At 50.0% G+C, this 14182-nt stretch carries 20 protein-coding genes; 1 reads left to right on the plus strand and 19 read right to left on the minus strand.

Annotated elements, in window-relative coordinates:
- Positions 1-23 precede the first annotated feature (23 nt).
- From NNL38_RS08605 to NNL38_RS08660, 12 genes are all read right to left on the minus strand, one after another.
- Positions 24-776 carry an MBL fold metallo-hydrolase gene (locus tag NNL38_RS08605; RefSeq protein WP_255387650.1) on the minus strand — a complete coding sequence of 251 codons (753 nt, stop codon included), beginning with the start codon at positions 774-776 and terminating at the stop codon, positions 24-26.
- Between the two features lie 141 nt (positions 777-917).
- Positions 918-1838 (minus strand): zinc dependent phospholipase C family protein, encoded by a 921-nt coding sequence (locus NNL38_RS08610; protein WP_255387651.1) that lies wholly within the window; start codon positions 1836-1838, stop codon positions 918-920.
- Positions 1839-1994: 156 nt separating this feature from the next.
- Positions 1995-2642, minus strand: a complete 648-nt coding sequence (locus NNL38_RS08615) for a glutathione S-transferase family protein (protein ID WP_255387652.1) — start codon at positions 2640-2642, stop codon at positions 1995-1997.
- Between the two features lie 31 nt (positions 2643-2673).
- The gene (locus tag NNL38_RS08620) at positions 2674-3147 is read right to left on the minus strand and encodes an NUDIX hydrolase (RefSeq protein ID WP_255387653.1); all 474 of its coding nucleotides are present in this window, start codon (positions 3145-3147) and stop codon (positions 2674-2676) included.
- Positions 3148-3206: 59 nt separating this feature from the next.
- On the minus strand, positions 3207-3725 hold the full coding sequence (locus NNL38_RS08625; protein WP_255387654.1) for a GNAT family N-acetyltransferase: 519 nt from the start codon (positions 3723-3725) through the stop codon (positions 3207-3209).
- A gap of 80 nt (positions 3726-3805) precedes the next feature.
- Positions 3806-4705, minus strand: a complete 900-nt coding sequence (locus NNL38_RS08630; RefSeq protein ID WP_255387655.1) for an EamA family transporter — start codon at positions 4703-4705, stop codon at positions 3806-3808.
- A 154-nt stretch (positions 4706-4859) separates the two neighbouring features.
- On the minus strand, positions 4860-5297 hold the full coding sequence (locus tag NNL38_RS08635) for a hypothetical protein (RefSeq protein WP_439651350.1): 438 nt from the start codon (positions 5295-5297) through the stop codon (positions 4860-4862).
- A gap of 117 nt (positions 5298-5414) precedes the next feature.
- Positions 5415-5975 carry a GNAT family N-acetyltransferase gene (locus tag NNL38_RS08640; RefSeq protein ID WP_255390603.1) on the minus strand — a complete coding sequence of 187 codons (561 nt, stop codon included), beginning with the start codon at positions 5973-5975 and terminating at the stop codon, positions 5415-5417.
- Between the two features lie 47 nt (positions 5976-6022).
- Complete coding sequence (locus tag NNL38_RS08645; RefSeq protein WP_255387657.1) at positions 6023-6631, minus strand: pyridoxamine 5'-phosphate oxidase family protein; 609 nt, start codon at positions 6629-6631, stop codon at positions 6023-6025.
- A 229-nt stretch (positions 6632-6860) separates the two neighbouring features.
- Positions 6861-7631 (minus strand): alpha/beta hydrolase family protein, encoded by a 771-nt coding sequence (locus tag NNL38_RS08650; RefSeq protein WP_255387658.1) that lies wholly within the window; start codon positions 7629-7631, stop codon positions 6861-6863.
- Positions 7632-7864: 233 nt separating this feature from the next.
- A complete protein-coding gene (locus NNL38_RS08655; protein WP_255387659.1) occupies positions 7865-8476 on the minus strand; it encodes an SGNH/GDSL hydrolase family protein in 612 nt (203 codons plus the stop codon).
- A 43-nt stretch (positions 8477-8519) separates the two neighbouring features.
- Positions 8520-8927, minus strand: coding sequence for a GFA family protein (locus NNL38_RS08660; RefSeq protein WP_255387660.1), 408 nt, complete (start codon positions 8925-8927; stop codon positions 8520-8522).
- A gap of 114 nt (positions 8928-9041) precedes the next feature.
- On the opposite strand from NNL38_RS08660, the gene NNL38_RS08665 reads away from it, so the two are divergent.
- The gene (locus NNL38_RS08665; RefSeq protein ID WP_255387661.1) at positions 9042-9515 is read left to right on the plus strand and encodes a peroxiredoxin; all 474 of its coding nucleotides are present in this window, start codon (positions 9042-9044) and stop codon (positions 9513-9515) included.
- 51 nt (positions 9516-9566) lie between these two features.
- On the opposite strand, the gene NNL38_RS08670 is transcribed toward NNL38_RS08665, so the two are convergent.
- From NNL38_RS08670 to NNL38_RS08700, 7 genes are all read right to left on the minus strand, one after another.
- Positions 9567-10109: a GNAT family N-acetyltransferase gene (locus NNL38_RS08670; RefSeq protein WP_255387662.1), complete on the minus strand. Its 543-nt coding sequence runs from the start codon at positions 10107-10109 to the stop codon at positions 9567-9569.
- Between the two features lie 46 nt (positions 10110-10155).
- Positions 10156-11109, minus strand: coding sequence for a D-2-hydroxyacid dehydrogenase family protein (locus NNL38_RS08675; protein ID WP_255387663.1), 954 nt, complete (start codon positions 11107-11109; stop codon positions 10156-10158).
- Between the two features lie 54 nt (positions 11110-11163).
- Positions 11164-11442, minus strand: a complete 279-nt coding sequence (locus NNL38_RS08680) for a hypothetical protein (RefSeq protein ID WP_255387664.1) — start codon at positions 11440-11442, stop codon at positions 11164-11166.
- A 40-nt stretch (positions 11443-11482) separates the two neighbouring features.
- Positions 11483-11887 (minus strand): MAPEG family protein, encoded by a 405-nt coding sequence (locus NNL38_RS08685; RefSeq protein WP_255387665.1) that lies wholly within the window; start codon positions 11885-11887, stop codon positions 11483-11485.
- A 343-nt stretch (positions 11888-12230) separates the two neighbouring features.
- Positions 12231-12812 (minus strand): nucleoside deaminase, encoded by a 582-nt coding sequence (locus NNL38_RS08690; RefSeq protein ID WP_255387666.1) that lies wholly within the window; start codon positions 12810-12812, stop codon positions 12231-12233.
- A gap of 87 nt (positions 12813-12899) precedes the next feature.
- Positions 12900-13280, minus strand: a complete 381-nt coding sequence (locus tag NNL38_RS08695; RefSeq protein WP_255387667.1) for a DUF1801 domain-containing protein — start codon at positions 13278-13280, stop codon at positions 12900-12902.
- 415 nt (positions 13281-13695) lie between these two features.
- The gene (locus tag NNL38_RS08700; RefSeq protein ID WP_255387668.1) at positions 13696-14139 is read right to left on the minus strand and encodes a nuclear transport factor 2 family protein; all 444 of its coding nucleotides are present in this window, start codon (positions 14137-14139) and stop codon (positions 13696-13698) included.
- Positions 14140-14182: the final 43 nt, after the last annotated feature.

Genomic DNA, 14182 nt, shown 5'->3' on the forward strand with positions numbered 1-14182 from the left:
CAGCCAGGACGGCTGCTTGCCGATCAGGCTGCTCGTCGCAATGCCTTGCGCAACTTGGACTTCACCGAACGCCAATGGGTCATGGGGACGCTTGGTGCCCGCGCCAGCAAATACTGGTAGTCCTCCGCATCCGGATAGACTTCACCGCCGTGCGCCAGGATCAGCGATGTCGGCTCCATCGCCATGATTTTTTTCAGCGAGTGGCGATAGCGGTTGGGATAGAACACGGGAAATGGCGGAATGTAGCGTCCTTTGACTTTCACCATCAGATCAGCGACATACACCGCATGGCTGGGCACATGGTACAACGACAGATCCCGATCGGTATGTCCCTGGGTAAAGAGCGTCTGCCATTCCGGAAATCCCGGTAAAGCATCCCCATCATTAAGCTTGATATCCGGCGTTAAGGTGCGGGCATACCAAAGGTTACGCCGCGGTTTTTTCATCCGCTTGGCCACCCATTTTGCCAGCATTATATCCGTCAAATGCATGAGCTTGCCATCCACCCCGCTGTACCACTGACCCGGCACATTGGCAGCCGCGACATCACATCCGCTCAAGCGTCGCAACTTCGCCGCCGCGCCGGCATGATCGGGATGCATATGGGTCACGACCACCAGCTTCAGATCGCTAAACGGGCGGTGGAGCTGCCCGACAATGAAATGCTTGAGCATACTGATATCCGCCCGGCTACAGCCATCGAGCAGTAACAGCCCATGCTCATATTCCACCAGGTAAATCGACTGAATATAGCCTTCCAGCTTATGGAGTTTCATCGCTTCGGGCACCTGAGGTTGTAAACAAGTTGTTAACCATTATGTTTCAACTCATCCGACCATTCAAGAAAGTTGTCCCGAACCGCGATGAATTCAGCTGAAAATCACAAATTTCATGGCTATCACCCCCAGATTTCAGGTTCAAGTCTCCTTCCAGGCGGTCAGTTGTCCCTTTTCACACCGCCCCGTGTCCAGGTTCCAGTTTAAGAATGCGCCTGCCGCCTCTGCTTCAAAAACTGCCTTGGCCGTCACTTCCCAATAACGGATGATCTGCGCCACCGCCCGATCGAACACTTGATCATAATGCTGCACACCCAAGGGCGTATCCAGTTCCCGAATATAAGAGTCATCCACCTGTTCGGGATAAACCAGACCCAGTTGCGCACCAACATGACGGGCAAAGGGCAACAATTTATGGCCTTCTTCAATACCTTTCAACACCGCCAGATAACCGGTATACCAGTCATGGATCAACGGTGGTTCAATTTCCGGCTCGCGGCCAAATGTCGCCATCAGACATTGTTCCCACAAGTTTGAGATCACCGGGTCCAGATGACGATTATCCTCTGCGTGGGTACAGGTGCCGATATAGTTCGCCAGCCGCTCAATCCGGTGTTCTTCACTCAGGCCAAAGCGCCGACAAATATGCACATCCTGATGCATTTCGCAGATCCGGTGCTCGGTCTGGTTCGTCTCATAGGGTCCGACACGTCGTTCAATAACCGGATGAATGGTGATATCGGTCGCCACATGTGCAACATAACCACACAACCAGGCAAATGCTTTCTCTTGGGATGGCCCAGACAGGTTTGCCACTTCGGCGATACAGCGGCGAATGAAAACCCCGACCTGCTCATAGTGCATCCGATCAGCCCAGCGGTTTTGGGCCAGGTCGCCAATTTTAAGATAGGGAAAATCCGGGCTGACACTCCCCAGTTCAATAAATTTCTGCTGGTTGGTCAAGATGTTCCGGGCCTGCTTGGGCACCGACTGGAAAACTGATTGATGAGCCTTTTCGGCAGCCAGGTATGCTGCCGAAATATGGGCATAAGCTCCGGGCATAACAGCTCCTTATCAACACACCACGTATCAACCTCGCGGTGTCAAAAAGAAAAAAGCGCCTGCATAAGTGTAGTGCAAACGCTTTTGCCGCCATGCCGAGCTTACTCGCGCACCGTACGGTTCACGTGATTCTATGGCTGATCCCGTGCCGAAGACCTACTCCACAGATTCGAAAGGGCTGAGATCCATCCCTTCAATTTCGCACACCGCCCGAATTGTCGGCAGTGCAGTCATTCGCTTCAGGTAGCCCACCAGATGCGGGAATTCCAGCGGCGACTTCTTGGCCGGCAAACACCACCCAGCCAACATAAACAGGAAATAATCACAGGCGGAGATTTGCTCGCCGAGCAAATACGGCTTGTCTACCAACTGATCATTAATCACCGCCAGAGCATCAGCGATACGATCATCCTGCGCAGCGACCACATTCGGGATCGTGCTTTCATCATTGGTGTGGCGATGCGGGTAATAGCGCACCATCAGCTCGGCCTGCAAGGTATTATTCAGATAAGCCAGCCACTGGAAAAACAACGGCCGCGCGCTGCTGCCCAGCGGCGGCATCAGTTCATGCTCCGGGTGCTGCTCACACAGATGAATACAAATCGCCGGGCTTTCAAAAATAGGTTGCCCCTGCTCCACCAGGGTCGGGATCCTGCCTGCCGGATTCAGCTTGAGATAGTCCGCCGATTTCTGTGAATTGGACTTTTTATCCACCAGCACCAATTCGTATTCCAGCCCCATGTGATAGAGCAAAAAGTGCGGTGCCAAGCTGGCGTTATTGGGATAATAATAAAGCTGATACATGGTTCACTTCCTTTTGACTCTCGGTTATCAGTTAGTCCAATTCATTCACCCGAATAAACTCGACACCTTCGGGTAAAGAACTCAGTTTTTCTCTCAAAAATTCCGGATAAAGGGGCTCGGCGGCAAGTTCATCTATCGGGAACCACTTGAAGATTAAATCCACATCTGCCTCAACACCTGAAAAAGCTGCTTCGCCGAATGGCAGGTTGCTGTCAACCAGCGCCATCAGGTAATAGGTCGACAGCTCATGAAAGCGCTTACCGTCAAAGCCAAAGAAGTTTTCCGCATGCCACAATGGCCGCACGACAGTCGCCGTTTGCCCCAGCTCTTCCTGAATTTCCCGAACCACGGTTGTTGCCGAATCTTCAAACCACTCGACCCGGCCACCGGGCAACGCCCAAAAATCATCGCCGCGTTGCTGATGGAGCAGTACATACCCTTGGTGGATAATCACGGCGACACTGCGAAAGTTAAACACGCCTTCGGCGGACTTAAAATGAATCATCTTCTGCCTTTCTGCTGGATTAAATTTATTCTTTGAGCGACTTCTCTGTCCTGGCTTGATCAAACCTCAAACCGGAAAAAATGCATCATCAGATCAACGTCCAGATCCATTGAATGCTCATAATGTTGTCCCACTACTTGCCTGACCGCAGATTGCCAGAACGCCAATGCCGGTTCATTTTCAACCAAGACCCGGATTTGCCATTTTCCGGGGAATTGATTGAGTAGGTTCGCCAGCGCTTGCTTGCCAACCCCCTGCCCCTTGAATTTCCGGGCGACAAAGAACTGATCAATATCATAACGGGCTGGGTCTTGCGGATAGCGGCGGATCAGGGCAAAGCCCGCCAGTTCTTGCTCAACGGCTTCAACGCCTGCCGCATCATTTTCGACAACCATGAAAAACGGCTGATGTTCCGGCTGCGTCCAGTACCCGTCCAGCAATGTCGGACGATAGGCGTAGCTCCCCTGCGCATTGAGTGGCAAAGCCAGGCAGGCCGCCATTTCGTATAAGTAAAACTGAAACAAGCGCTCCAGTGTGGGACGCTCATTTTCGGCTATCGGAACAAGTGACACTTTCATACAAGATTTTCCGTTATGCTCTGAGGTGAGCCACTGATGCGGTCGAGTATGACTCCCCCAGGCTCGATTGGTGCGATGGTTTATTGACTGGTTTGCTCAGTTGGCTTTTTCTGCCTGATCAGCGCAAAGATCCGGGCTCCCAGCACTGAGATCAGCAACCCGACCAAGATCAGGCTGGCACCGACCGATTCGATCAAACTGAACGCTTCATCCAGCAGCAAGCTAGACCCCAGCATTCCGACCAAGGGGATCAACAGCGCAAACGGCGTCACCGCCGCAGCTTGATGGTTCTTCAGCAACCAGCCCCAAATCGCAAACGCCAGGAGTGTGGAGATATACCCCACATAAGCGACCGATAGCCATGTTTTCTCGGTCGTTTCTAACAGCAAGGCCAGCGGCGCTTGTGTCTCAAACAGATAGGAAAGCACAAAGAGCGGCAGTGGCGGCACGATACTGACCCAGACCATGAAATGCAGCAGATTGACCGATGACATTTGCTTCATGATCAAATTGGAGACCGCCCAGAACAGGGCCGCCAGAATAATCATGGAAACGCCCTGCAACGTGGCATTGCCGTTCGAAGTGATAAAAAACAGACTAAAACCAACCACAGCGATCACGATACCCAGAATTTGGGATCGGGAGATACTTTCCTTAAGCCACAGCACGCTGAGCAGAATGGTAAAAATCACCTGGGCCTGGAGCAGCAGCGAGGAAATCCCGGCCGACGCATCTTCCTGCATCGCGATGAACAGCAAGCCGAATTTCATCACCCCGAGAAACAGGCCGACGCCCAGCACATTCCAGACCGATGTTTTCGGAAATGGCACGATCAATATCGCAGGGACGGCAACGATTAAAAAACGCAGTCCGGAAAACAGTAATGGGGGGAGTTCATCCAGCCCGAACTTAATCACAGAAAAGTTCAGCCCCCAAATCACCACAACCAGCAATGCCAACGCGATACTTCTGATGTCCATTTCATTTCTCTCCAGCTGAAACTGTCCGCAGATCCCATGCTTTCTGATTAATATTCAGATAATCCATATCCACATCATCCTGAATCAGCCGGTCCGGGTATCCCCGAACCTGCTTATAAATGAAAAGCTCACCAGAATCTGGTGAGCTTTGTGTTTAGTTCGACAATTTGATTACGAGCGCCGCATGAAGCAATTTCAGCTGTTCGTATTCTTCTTCGGTACGGCAACGTACCAATGGCACCCATTGATCGCCCGAGTCATCCGAGCTGCGAAACTCAGCACGCAGCTCATACTTTTTGGCGGTCATCAAAGCCAATGGCAAACAACCCAGGAACACGAAAATCCCGAACACCGGGACAAACGCCCAAGTGGCAGCAGAAAGCACCAAGGCCAAGCAAAACGCTCTGATCGCATGATCCTTGTAACCCAGCTGCTTCAGCGCCACCTGCTTCATTTTTCTCAGCGGATACGCCTCTTTCCGGACCAGCAGCTCTGAAGCTGTAATTTGAAAATCTTCAGCGCTGTAAGGTCGGCGAAAACGGATCGCCTGCAACCCTTGTTTATTATCCTGATCGCTCACGTCATTCTCCATGGTTGTAAAGGAAGTAAAAACTACTTAAATCATGGATATACGGAGCAAACCTCATTGTTATAAACAATTTCAATCAAAATATCCAATATCATAGCGATTGGATATGAATTTCCGTGGCTACGGCTGCTCTCGCCACTGAGTGTTAGTAATTTTATATAAGCAGTGACGAACCAACGGATGATCCGACGGCAATTTCGGATGATCAAAGTCCTGATTGACATTTTCCATCCCGATTTTGCGCATCACACGCTGGGAAGGCTCATTAGTGAGCGTCGTAAACGCATAGACCGCCGGGGCATCCAGCGTCTCAAACGCATATTTCAACGCAGCCTGGGCAGCTTCCGGAGCATAGCCTTTGCCCCAGAACTCAGCGGCCAGTCGCCAGCCGATCTCAACAAACGGAGCTTCCGGGATCCCGCTGTCTTCATCCTGACGATGCAGCCCGACAAATCCCATAAACTCACCGGTTTCTTTGAGCTCTGCTGCCCAGAATCCCCAGCCTCTGTCGGTGATTAACGTTCTGATAATGTCCGCTTGATGATCACTTTCCTCCCGGCTTAAAGGGGCCGGAAAATATCGCATCACATGTGAATCTGCGCAAAGCCGGGCATATTCATCTAAATCACTATCCCGCCATTGACGCAGTCTGATCCGTTCACTTTCCAAACTATTTTCCATAAACATGTACTTTCCTTCTGCCACAAATGCCCGAACTTACCTACCCGTTACAGGGTCTTGTTATAATAAGCCACCATGTCTTCCTGACTCATAGCCGCTTCTTCCAGATTCTGCTGTTGTTTCAAAATCTGCCCCAGCGAAGGCAAGATGGAGCGCTCGACCCGATATTCGCCGTCCCATAACTTGGCCCGCATAATCGCTTTGGCGCAGTGGAAGAACATGGATTCCGCTTTCACCTGGATGACCAGTTTGGCTGGCTTATTCCCGTCCGGGCACAGTGCTAGCCGCTGTTCATCGGTATGCAAACTCGCCGTCCCCTTGATTCTCACCACTTCATCAATGCCGGGGACCATGATCATCATCCCCACCTGCGGGCGTTCCAGGATATTCTTGAAGCTGTCGAGGCGATTATTGCCTGAGCTATCCGGGATCAGGAGTGTGTTCGAATCCACCACCTTCACAAACCCCGGTACGCCACCGCGAGGAGAAACGTCGGTAAAGCCGTCTTCATCAACCGTCGAGATAACGATAAAGGGACTATGCTCAATCAGGCGTTGGACATATTCATCAATCCGATAAATCGTCTTGTTGCCTGCGCGATTACTTGGCTGACGATAAAGCTGCATCAGTTGTTCAAGGGTTTCAATTTGTTCCATCTCGACTTCCACTCCAATCTTAATCTGCCTAGCGCGCCAGTTTCTTCAGCACTTGCGTTGAAAACGCCGAACCCAGATAAAGTATTGATCGGCTTTACAACACAAGAACATCATTATGCAAACTGAAGCACGAATAGTATCAACTCGTTGCACATGATTACAGAATAATTTTGAACAAAGACGCACAGATAGCATGATTTTTGGCTATAACAGTGCACCATGATGATTTTTAATGGTGTTTCGCTAGCCACTGTTCGATATCCCGGACAACTTGATCCACCTCACTGGTGCCGTCCGCTTGCTTGAATGCGTGATCCAATCCAGCATAGGACTGATACGTGATATTCGACTTAGCTTTCATTAATTCCCTGGCCTGCTCCTGCGCGAGCTGCGGTGAGACACTGAGATCTTGTTCGGACTGAACCAGCATGACCGGGACATCGACCGCTGCAATCACAGCGGTTTGATCGAGTTTCAGCATCTCCCGCCACCACTGATAGCCATGACCACTGACGTTCATTTCAAACGGTTCGCTGGTCGCGACATGGCGGGTGAACCCCATAAACCCTTCGGCACTCTCCTGATAAGCTGCCTCAGACGGGATCGACGCCTTCATGCTATGGAGAACATCTTCCACAAACCAACGTCCGCCGCCGTTCAACGCCACGCTCTGCGACACAACGTCACTTTCGGATGCCAGCAAATTCGCCACAACAGCACCTTCACTCCCACCCAACAGAACCACTCTGTCATAGGCGGTTTGCGCCGTCAGGTGATCCAGCACCTGCTGATAATCCTCAACCCGCTGGCTGGGCGAATCATTCTGGATATAACTCGCCGGGCAATCTTCCCGTTCAGATTTCTCAACCCAGGCCAGATTGGCATCGATGCCGTACTTTTCCACCGTCAGAACATCGGCCCCCGGAAGGACGGCAGGAAAGGTGTCGTTTATCAGGGTGTTATGATAAACACTATTACAGTCAGACCCTTGGATCAGCACTAGCAGCGATTTGCTTTCAAGTGCCGACGCCGAGCGTGTAACATAATAGGTGATTGTTGATTGGTCGGAGCGTGCTAATGTTTGCGAGGTTTTCGCGGGTATCGTGCTTGCCTGCAAACCGGCAGAAATACTGCTGAATGAAAAGAAGATCGTTGCTCTAACTATGTGGCGCATGTTCATCAAGGGTCCCTGCCTGTCCTATTTCAAAGTTCCAACACGATGCAGTATCCGGCTTATAAGGCTTTCAGTTGATTCAACACGGCTTCCGCCAGCGCCCGGTGATTCACCGCATCCATATGAATGCCATCGTCAATACTTGATATGCAGTGAGCTGCAGCATCGATAAAGTGACACCCGAACTGCGCAGCAAGTTCAGCATAAATTGGCGATAGCTGCTGACTTGCCTCTAATGCCCCCTGAAATGAGAGATTGATCTCATGGTTATGGGACACTCTGATATGTGGCGGGGCAATCAAAATGATCTCCGGCTGCGGTTGTAACTGTGTCCGAGTCATCTCCAGTAAATCGCTCACACTCTGAGCGATCGCTTCCGGCGTCCGGTTCAAACGACATTTCAGATCATTCGTCCCAAGCATGATAATCACCACATCAAGCGGTTCATGGGTTTCCAGAACAATCGGTAGGTATTTGCCACCGTCTCTGCCGAAAAAAAGCGGATCTTCAACGCCGGTAGTTCTGCCATTCAGGCCTTCCTCAAACACACGAAAGGAATCCCCCAGCAATGTCGATAAATGCCCGGGCCATCGGGTTTCCCAGGAATATCGACCACCACCGGGGATATAACCCCAAACATTCGAATCGCCGTAACAAAGCACTGTTTTCATGAATTTTTACTCTCGTGTTCTTATCAGGTTTTCATCCGCCGCCTTAAAACGGTAGTGCCTCATACTGCTTCACACTATCCAGGCGCTCATCCCATTCAGCCTTGCTCGACATAAACAAATGCGCATCAGGCCGATTGACTAGCGGACTATCCAGGCTTCCTGCCGGGACGACGAGTAGTGTCCCGTCCATCTGCACATTCGGTAAGGCTGAACCGCATTCAGCGCAGAACGACTTGCAGTGCCGGGTAGACGGTAACTGAAACGTTTTCACGAAGGCCTGCCCCTGTAGCCAGGTTAACTGCGCTGTCGCAGAAAACAGATTCGCACCGTGGGCTGAACCCGTATCCTTTTGGCACCGACTACAATGGCAGAGATAGAAGCTGTCGAAGCTCCCCTGAACCTCAAACTTGACGGCTCCGCACAGGCATGAGCCCGAGTGTTTGCTTGTCATCACGTACCTCCTTGCTTGTTATGCATCGGTAGAAAAACCCCAAAGGTTATGCCTTTTTATCACCCTGTTTTGAGACTAGACTGTGTGTATGTTCATCCAACTGAAGGACACACAATGATCGAACAAGGACAAAAGCTGCCGGCAGTCACGCTCAGCGAACTCACGAAAGATGGCATGGTCACCCATGAAGTCGCCGAATTATTTGCCAATAAAAAAGCGGTGCTGTTTGCCGTGCCTGGCGCATTTACCCCGACTTGCTCTGAGCAACATCTGCCGGGCTATGTCGTCAATGCCGATAAGCTGAAAGCCAAAGGTGTGGATCTGATTGCTTGTGTTGCGGTCAACGACGCCTTCGTCATGAAAGCCTGGGGGGATGATCAAAATGCCTCTGAGATCATGATGCTGGCTGACGGTGATGGAAGCTTCACCAAAGCACTGGGCCTTGAGATGGATACAGCCGGGTTCGGCGGCCTCCGTTCTCAGCGCTATGCCATGATTATCGACAATGGCGTGGTCACCCAGCTTAATGTCGAAGAGCCACAAAGCTTTGAAGTCAGCAACGCTGAAACCATTCTCGACAGCCTGTAATCACATATCGATTGGCAAGAACATTCAAAACGGAAGCCTGGCTTCCGTTTTTTATCCACGCCACTTTGCCCGGCTCAATCCATAGACCGCGTGGTCAACGGTCCGTCCATTGAGGTTTTCCGCTCGGGTAATCACGCCTTCCAGCTCAAACCCCAAACGCTCACACACCCTGCGGCTCGGTCGATTCTCGACCGCGGCTGAGATCTGGACTTTTTCCATCGCCAATTGTTCAAAAGCAATCTCGATCATTTTCTCCACCGACTGACTGACGATGCCCTGTCCCTGATATTGCTTGCTCAACCAGTAGCCGATTTCGACTTTCTTCAGCTCGGTGTTAATCGTATTAAAACTGATGTTACCGGCCACTTGTCCCTCAACGATCATCGCGCAGGTCAGCGACTTTCCGGCCGCATAGCCTTGTAGCGCATTCTGAATGAAGGTCAGAAAAAACGCTTCCGAATCTGCATGCGCAGGCCAAACCAACCATTGTCCGAGATAGTCTCGCTCTTGCGAGACAATTTTCAGATATTGCTTTGCAAATGAAGGCTGAACTAATGCCAGCGCCAACCCTTCTTTCACTTCCTGTGTAAACATAAACGCCCTGTTTCTCATGATTCTTTATGATGATTGCGCTGAATGACTATTGCGCTGACTGTGCTTGCGTGTAAGCCAGTAAATTTTCGAATGCCACTCGAAAATAAAGCGCGTAACTGCTCTGTTCGACGTAGCCCAAATGCGGTGTGGCTAATACATTCGGCAAACTCAGCAACGGCTCGTTGTCTGTCGTCACAGGTTCACTCTCGAAAACATCCAGTGCCGCCTGTTTGATGGGGTGGCGAGAGAGTTCATCATATAAGGCGTGGGGCTCGACCAGCTCCGCCCGGCTCGTGTTAACAAATAATGTATCCGGTTTCATTAATGCCAGGTCAGCCTTGGTGACACAACCTCTCGTCACATCATTTAAGCGCAGGTGTAACGAGACGATATCGGCAGAACGGAAAAAGTGCTCTTTTGAACTTGCCGCTTCAAAGCCATCGCTTGTGGCTTTACTCCTGGATGCCTCGCTCCCCCAAACCAACACCCGCATACCAAAGGCTTTGGCGTATTGTGCAATACGCTGACCTATCTTCCCATAACCCCAAATGCCTACAATCAGCCCGTTTAAAGTGCGGCCCAAACCCAATTCACCGGACTGCTGCCAATGACCCTGTTGAAGATTGGAAACATAAGCCGGAATATGCCGAGATGCAGACATGATTAATGCCCAGCATAATTCCGATGGCGCAACAGGGGATCCAACGCCTTCCAGCACTTTCACCCCGTACTGTTCGCACAACTGCGGATCGATATGATTGCTGACTTTCCCAGTCTGACTGATGACTTTCAAATCAGGTAATTTCGCTAATAAAGATTCGGTGATTTGAGTTCTTTCACGAATGAGCACCAAGGCTTCGATGCCCGCTAACTGTTCTGCGAGTCGATCTTCATCATGGAATGTCTCCGTCAGCACCGTCACCTCATGATGACGCAATAACTCAAAACATTTGAGGTCTTTTACGACATTCTGATAATCGTCCAATATTGCAATTTTCACTAACAACTCCTTGGCCTCTATCGACGATTAGTCCTAAACCTACCCATAAAAAATTCAGAACCGCTTCATCGGCTTTACACACGCGCCATCAATTTCAGGATGGACAATAAGGCGACCATGAAAAGCTATCAAGCCCATATTTTTTCTGACCCGCTCAGCCCAGAACGCGCCTATCACGAAGCCAATACCACCCATGGTAGCCACCAGGGGAAGGCTGACCTGATCACGTGCAATACAAATAAGACCGGCCAGGAAAATACCGCCACACATCGGTGAACCGGCGACTTTCAACCACAACAACACATGTATGAGTACGGCATAAAATTTAATCATAGAACTCCATTTTCATTGTTATTTGAGAGGGTAAAACTCGTTATAGCCACCGCATGATACCGGCCATAAACACCGCGACCAGACTAAACAAACTCAAGCCAAATGCGATGCTGCGCGCCAGTTTGATATCTAAATAATAAAAAGTCATGTGCGCAATTCGAGACACCAGGTAGACCAAAGCACTCATATTGACCACGTTCGGTGACGCCTGCGACAATAAAGCGAATATCACAAACGTAATAAATATCGCCACACTTTCATTCATATTCAAATGCGCCCGTGTGGCACGAAACAGCAAATGGTCATGATTGTGTTCAACAGGATAACCCGGCACATGCTTCTGTTTTAAAGCAATCACATCTGCCATGAGCAGTTGAATAAACATCAACAGCCCAACGAAACCAACAACCATAACTGTGATTTGGTAGTCAACCAGATACGCCATCTTACACTCTCCCTATGTATAGAAGTCCGGAATGATTTGGGATTCGCGTTTTCGTATGCTTCATCTCACCCGAATCAACTTGAAATCTATCACAGGCATCCCCTATCCCGGTGTGTACCTTCTGTGTGCGACAGCTTTTTTCGATGTACTTCTCAATAACGACAATGAGTGTTAAAAGAGCATTCTTAAAATAGTATCCTCCGCGAAACGTGCAACAGAAAGCCTCGCGCATTCAGCCATATTCAAAGCTGAATACACGAGGTTGGATGTTCAATATTTCAGTCGAATTTTTAGGGTAATACGACTTTATACTTCGTCTAACTTACATTTTATTGCGAAACTTTTAACCGCACTGATTCTTTACCGCACTGAGCCCTTGCCAGTCTTCTAAGTCCTGGTCTGGTTTTTCAGCTCGGAATTTTGCATACTGCTCGATACCCAGTTTATCTTCCAGAATATCAACTTGAATACCCTTTTCCCGAAGTAAGGCTTCATTCCCACCAGCATTGGTGACATCGCCGACAACCACCCGGCTAAAGCCGCGCATATACAGTAAGGTCGCACAGACATCGCACGGGCTCAGGCTGGTAAACAAGGTTGTTTGGCTAAAGTCGATGCGTCCCGCATCCCGAATGGCGGAGGTTTCCCCATGATTATAAGGGTGATCTTCCTGAATCAGGGTGTTATGTCCTTTGCCAACAATCTGCCCTGTTGTATTGTCAACAATCACTGCGCCAATCGGGCACCCCCCTTCTTCGTCACTCTTTTGTGCGAGGTAAACGGCAATTCGCATATAATCAGCATCCGTTAATCCTTGAACAAAGTCTTGGCCAATCAACACTGGTAAACTTTGCGTCGGCATATGGGCAATGGCTCTTAAGACTGCTTCATTGTTCTCGGAATAAGATTTGAACAAGGCTTCCATCTAATTTTCTCCAATAATTCACTAAGGCCATTGGCATCATAAAACACCACCGACGAAATCTACACCGGCATTGAGCCTGAAGACAAATTAAGTCTTTTGCTTCAATGTTTGATTGTGATGCACTGCGGCATGAATTAATGCCTTCAACGCTTCCGTGTCTATGGTATCGTCCTGGTAAATATCGATTGCACGCCTGACTTTCCCTTCAAGGCCGGCGTTGAATAACTGAGCCGGATCCGGCAGTGCAGCACCATAAGCAAACGTCAGCTTGACTTTGGATTTGTAGGTTTCTCCCGTACAAACAATTCCGGAATGAGACCAGACCGGCACCCCCGCGGGGTTACTGGGCTTACACCACTTACGCTCTTCAACCATTTCCGGCACCGCATTCAGAATCAGCTCGCGGACCTGACTCAACACATTAGCGCGCCAATCGCTCCGCTCTGTCTCCTTTTCGTGTTCAAGCATGGACATCCTCCCATTGCGCTCTTGTCATTCCCAGAAATGTAGCGCAGCAGTGAAATCACCACTGCACTAACACCGACTCAGCATAGTCAACATTGGGATAAGGGCCAGCGGGATGAAATAGGTTGGTATCCGGATCACTATATATCCGAAACAAATCTCCGGCATCAGTGGCCGCCCGTCCAATCCGGGCGATTTCCGGTGAATCGGGCCAGATAGATTAGGTCCATTCCAGTTGTTGTATGCTCACCACGTCGTTTCAGACTTTGGTCATATGCCGGATCAACCCGCCTTCAAAAGGCATAATATCAACATAGACAGCCGCAACGACTTTCCCCGTCGGATCCAACCGGACCACCCGGCCCGGTGCACCAATCACAACCGGATCGTTCTGTTGAAATAAATGCCCCTGAATAGTTTATGATGCAACTTGCGTCGAATGCACGGCATGGACTTGCAAACGCCCGCCCTGAGGTGCCCAGACGCGGGAAAACATAAAGTCACCACTGGCATCCATACCATCGTAGGTTCCGTGAATTTTCGCGCGCACTTGTACCACACCAACTGACGCAATCAACTGAACGGTCATCTCGGAGAGTTCAATCGCCTCTAACTGCAACTGACCCGACTGATGCAAGGCTAAATCTTGCGCTTTGGTGACAACTTGACCAAAGTGATTCACAAACACCAAATCGTCAGACAGTAGTTCAGAAAGCATCTGGGTATCTGAAATTAACATTGCAGACTTCAAGGCTTCTTCTGCTGCGACAATTGTCTCTCTTGATAACGAATTCATACTCTCTCCAAATATCATATTGATAGTGTCACACCATTTGACTGTCACACCAATCACGCGGTCCATCGCGGCTGGCTTATCCCCGAACCACCCGCTTCAGGGATCATAC

It is taken from the genome of Photobacterium atrarenae, from assembly GCF_024380015.1.
Classification (GTDB): domain Bacteria; phylum Pseudomonadota; class Gammaproteobacteria; order Enterobacterales; family Vibrionaceae; genus Photobacterium; species Photobacterium atrarenae.

Excerpts from the sequence above, each read along its gene's own strand:
- NNL38_RS08605 (WP_255387650.1), bottom strand. The coding sequence starts at position 776 with ATGAAACTCCATAAGCTGGAAGGCTATATTCAGTCGATTTACCTGGTG.
- NNL38_RS08610 (WP_255387651.1), bottom strand. The coding sequence starts at position 1,838 with ATGCCCGGAGCTTATGCCCATATTTCGGCAGCATACCTGGCTGCCGAA.
- NNL38_RS08615 (WP_255387652.1), bottom strand. The coding sequence starts at position 2,642 with ATGTATCAGCTTTATTATTATCCCAATAACGCCAGCTTGGCACCGCAC.
- NNL38_RS08620 (WP_255387653.1), bottom strand. The coding sequence starts at position 3,147 with ATGATTCATTTTAAGTCCGCCGAAGGCGTGTTTAACTTTCGCAGTGTC.
- NNL38_RS08625 (WP_255387654.1), bottom strand. The coding sequence starts at position 3,725 with ATGAAAGTGTCACTTGTTCCGATAGCCGAAAATGAGCGTCCCACACTG.
- NNL38_RS08630 (WP_255387655.1), bottom strand. The coding sequence starts at position 4,705 with ATGGACATCAGAAGTATCGCGTTGGCATTGCTGGTTGTGGTGATTTGG.
- NNL38_RS08635 (WP_439651350.1), bottom strand. The coding sequence starts at position 5,297 with ATGGAGAATGACGTGAGCGATCAGGATAATAAACAAGGGTTGCAGGCG.
- NNL38_RS08640 (WP_255390603.1), bottom strand. The coding sequence starts at position 5,975 with ATGGAAAATAGTTTGGAAAGTGAACGGATCAGACTGCGTCAATGGCGG.
- NNL38_RS08645 (WP_255387657.1), bottom strand. The coding sequence starts at position 6,631 with ATGGAACAAATTGAAACCCTTGAACAACTGATGCAGCTTTATCGTCAG.
- NNL38_RS08655 (WP_255387659.1), bottom strand. The coding sequence starts at position 8,476 with ATGAAAACAGTGCTTTGTTACGGCGATTCGAATGTTTGGGGTTATATC.
- NNL38_RS08660 (WP_255387660.1), bottom strand. The coding sequence starts at position 8,927 with ATGACAAGCAAACACTCGGGCTCATGCCTGTGCGGAGCCGTCAAGTTT.
- NNL38_RS08665 (WP_255387661.1), top strand. The coding sequence starts at position 9,042 with ATGATCGAACAAGGACAAAAGCTGCCGGCAGTCACGCTCAGCGAACTC.
- NNL38_RS08670 (WP_255387662.1), bottom strand. The coding sequence starts at position 10,109 with ATGTTTACACAGGAAGTGAAAGAAGGGTTGGCGCTGGCATTAGTTCAG.
- NNL38_RS08680 (WP_255387664.1), bottom strand. The coding sequence starts at position 11,442 with ATGATTAAATTTTATGCCGTACTCATACATGTGTTGTTGTGGTTGAAA.
- NNL38_RS08685 (WP_255387665.1), bottom strand. The coding sequence starts at position 11,887 with ATGGCGTATCTGGTTGACTACCAAATCACAGTTATGGTTGTTGGTTTC.
- NNL38_RS08690 (WP_255387666.1), bottom strand. The coding sequence starts at position 12,812 with ATGGAAGCCTTGTTCAAATCTTATTCCGAGAACAATGAAGCAGTCTTA.
- NNL38_RS08695 (WP_255387667.1), bottom strand. The coding sequence starts at position 13,280 with ATGCTTGAACACGAAAAGGAGACAGAGCGGAGCGATTGGCGCGCTAAT.
- NNL38_RS08700 (WP_255387668.1), bottom strand. The coding sequence starts at position 14,139 with ATGGACCGCGTGATTGGTGTGACAGTCAAATGGTGTGACACTATCAAT.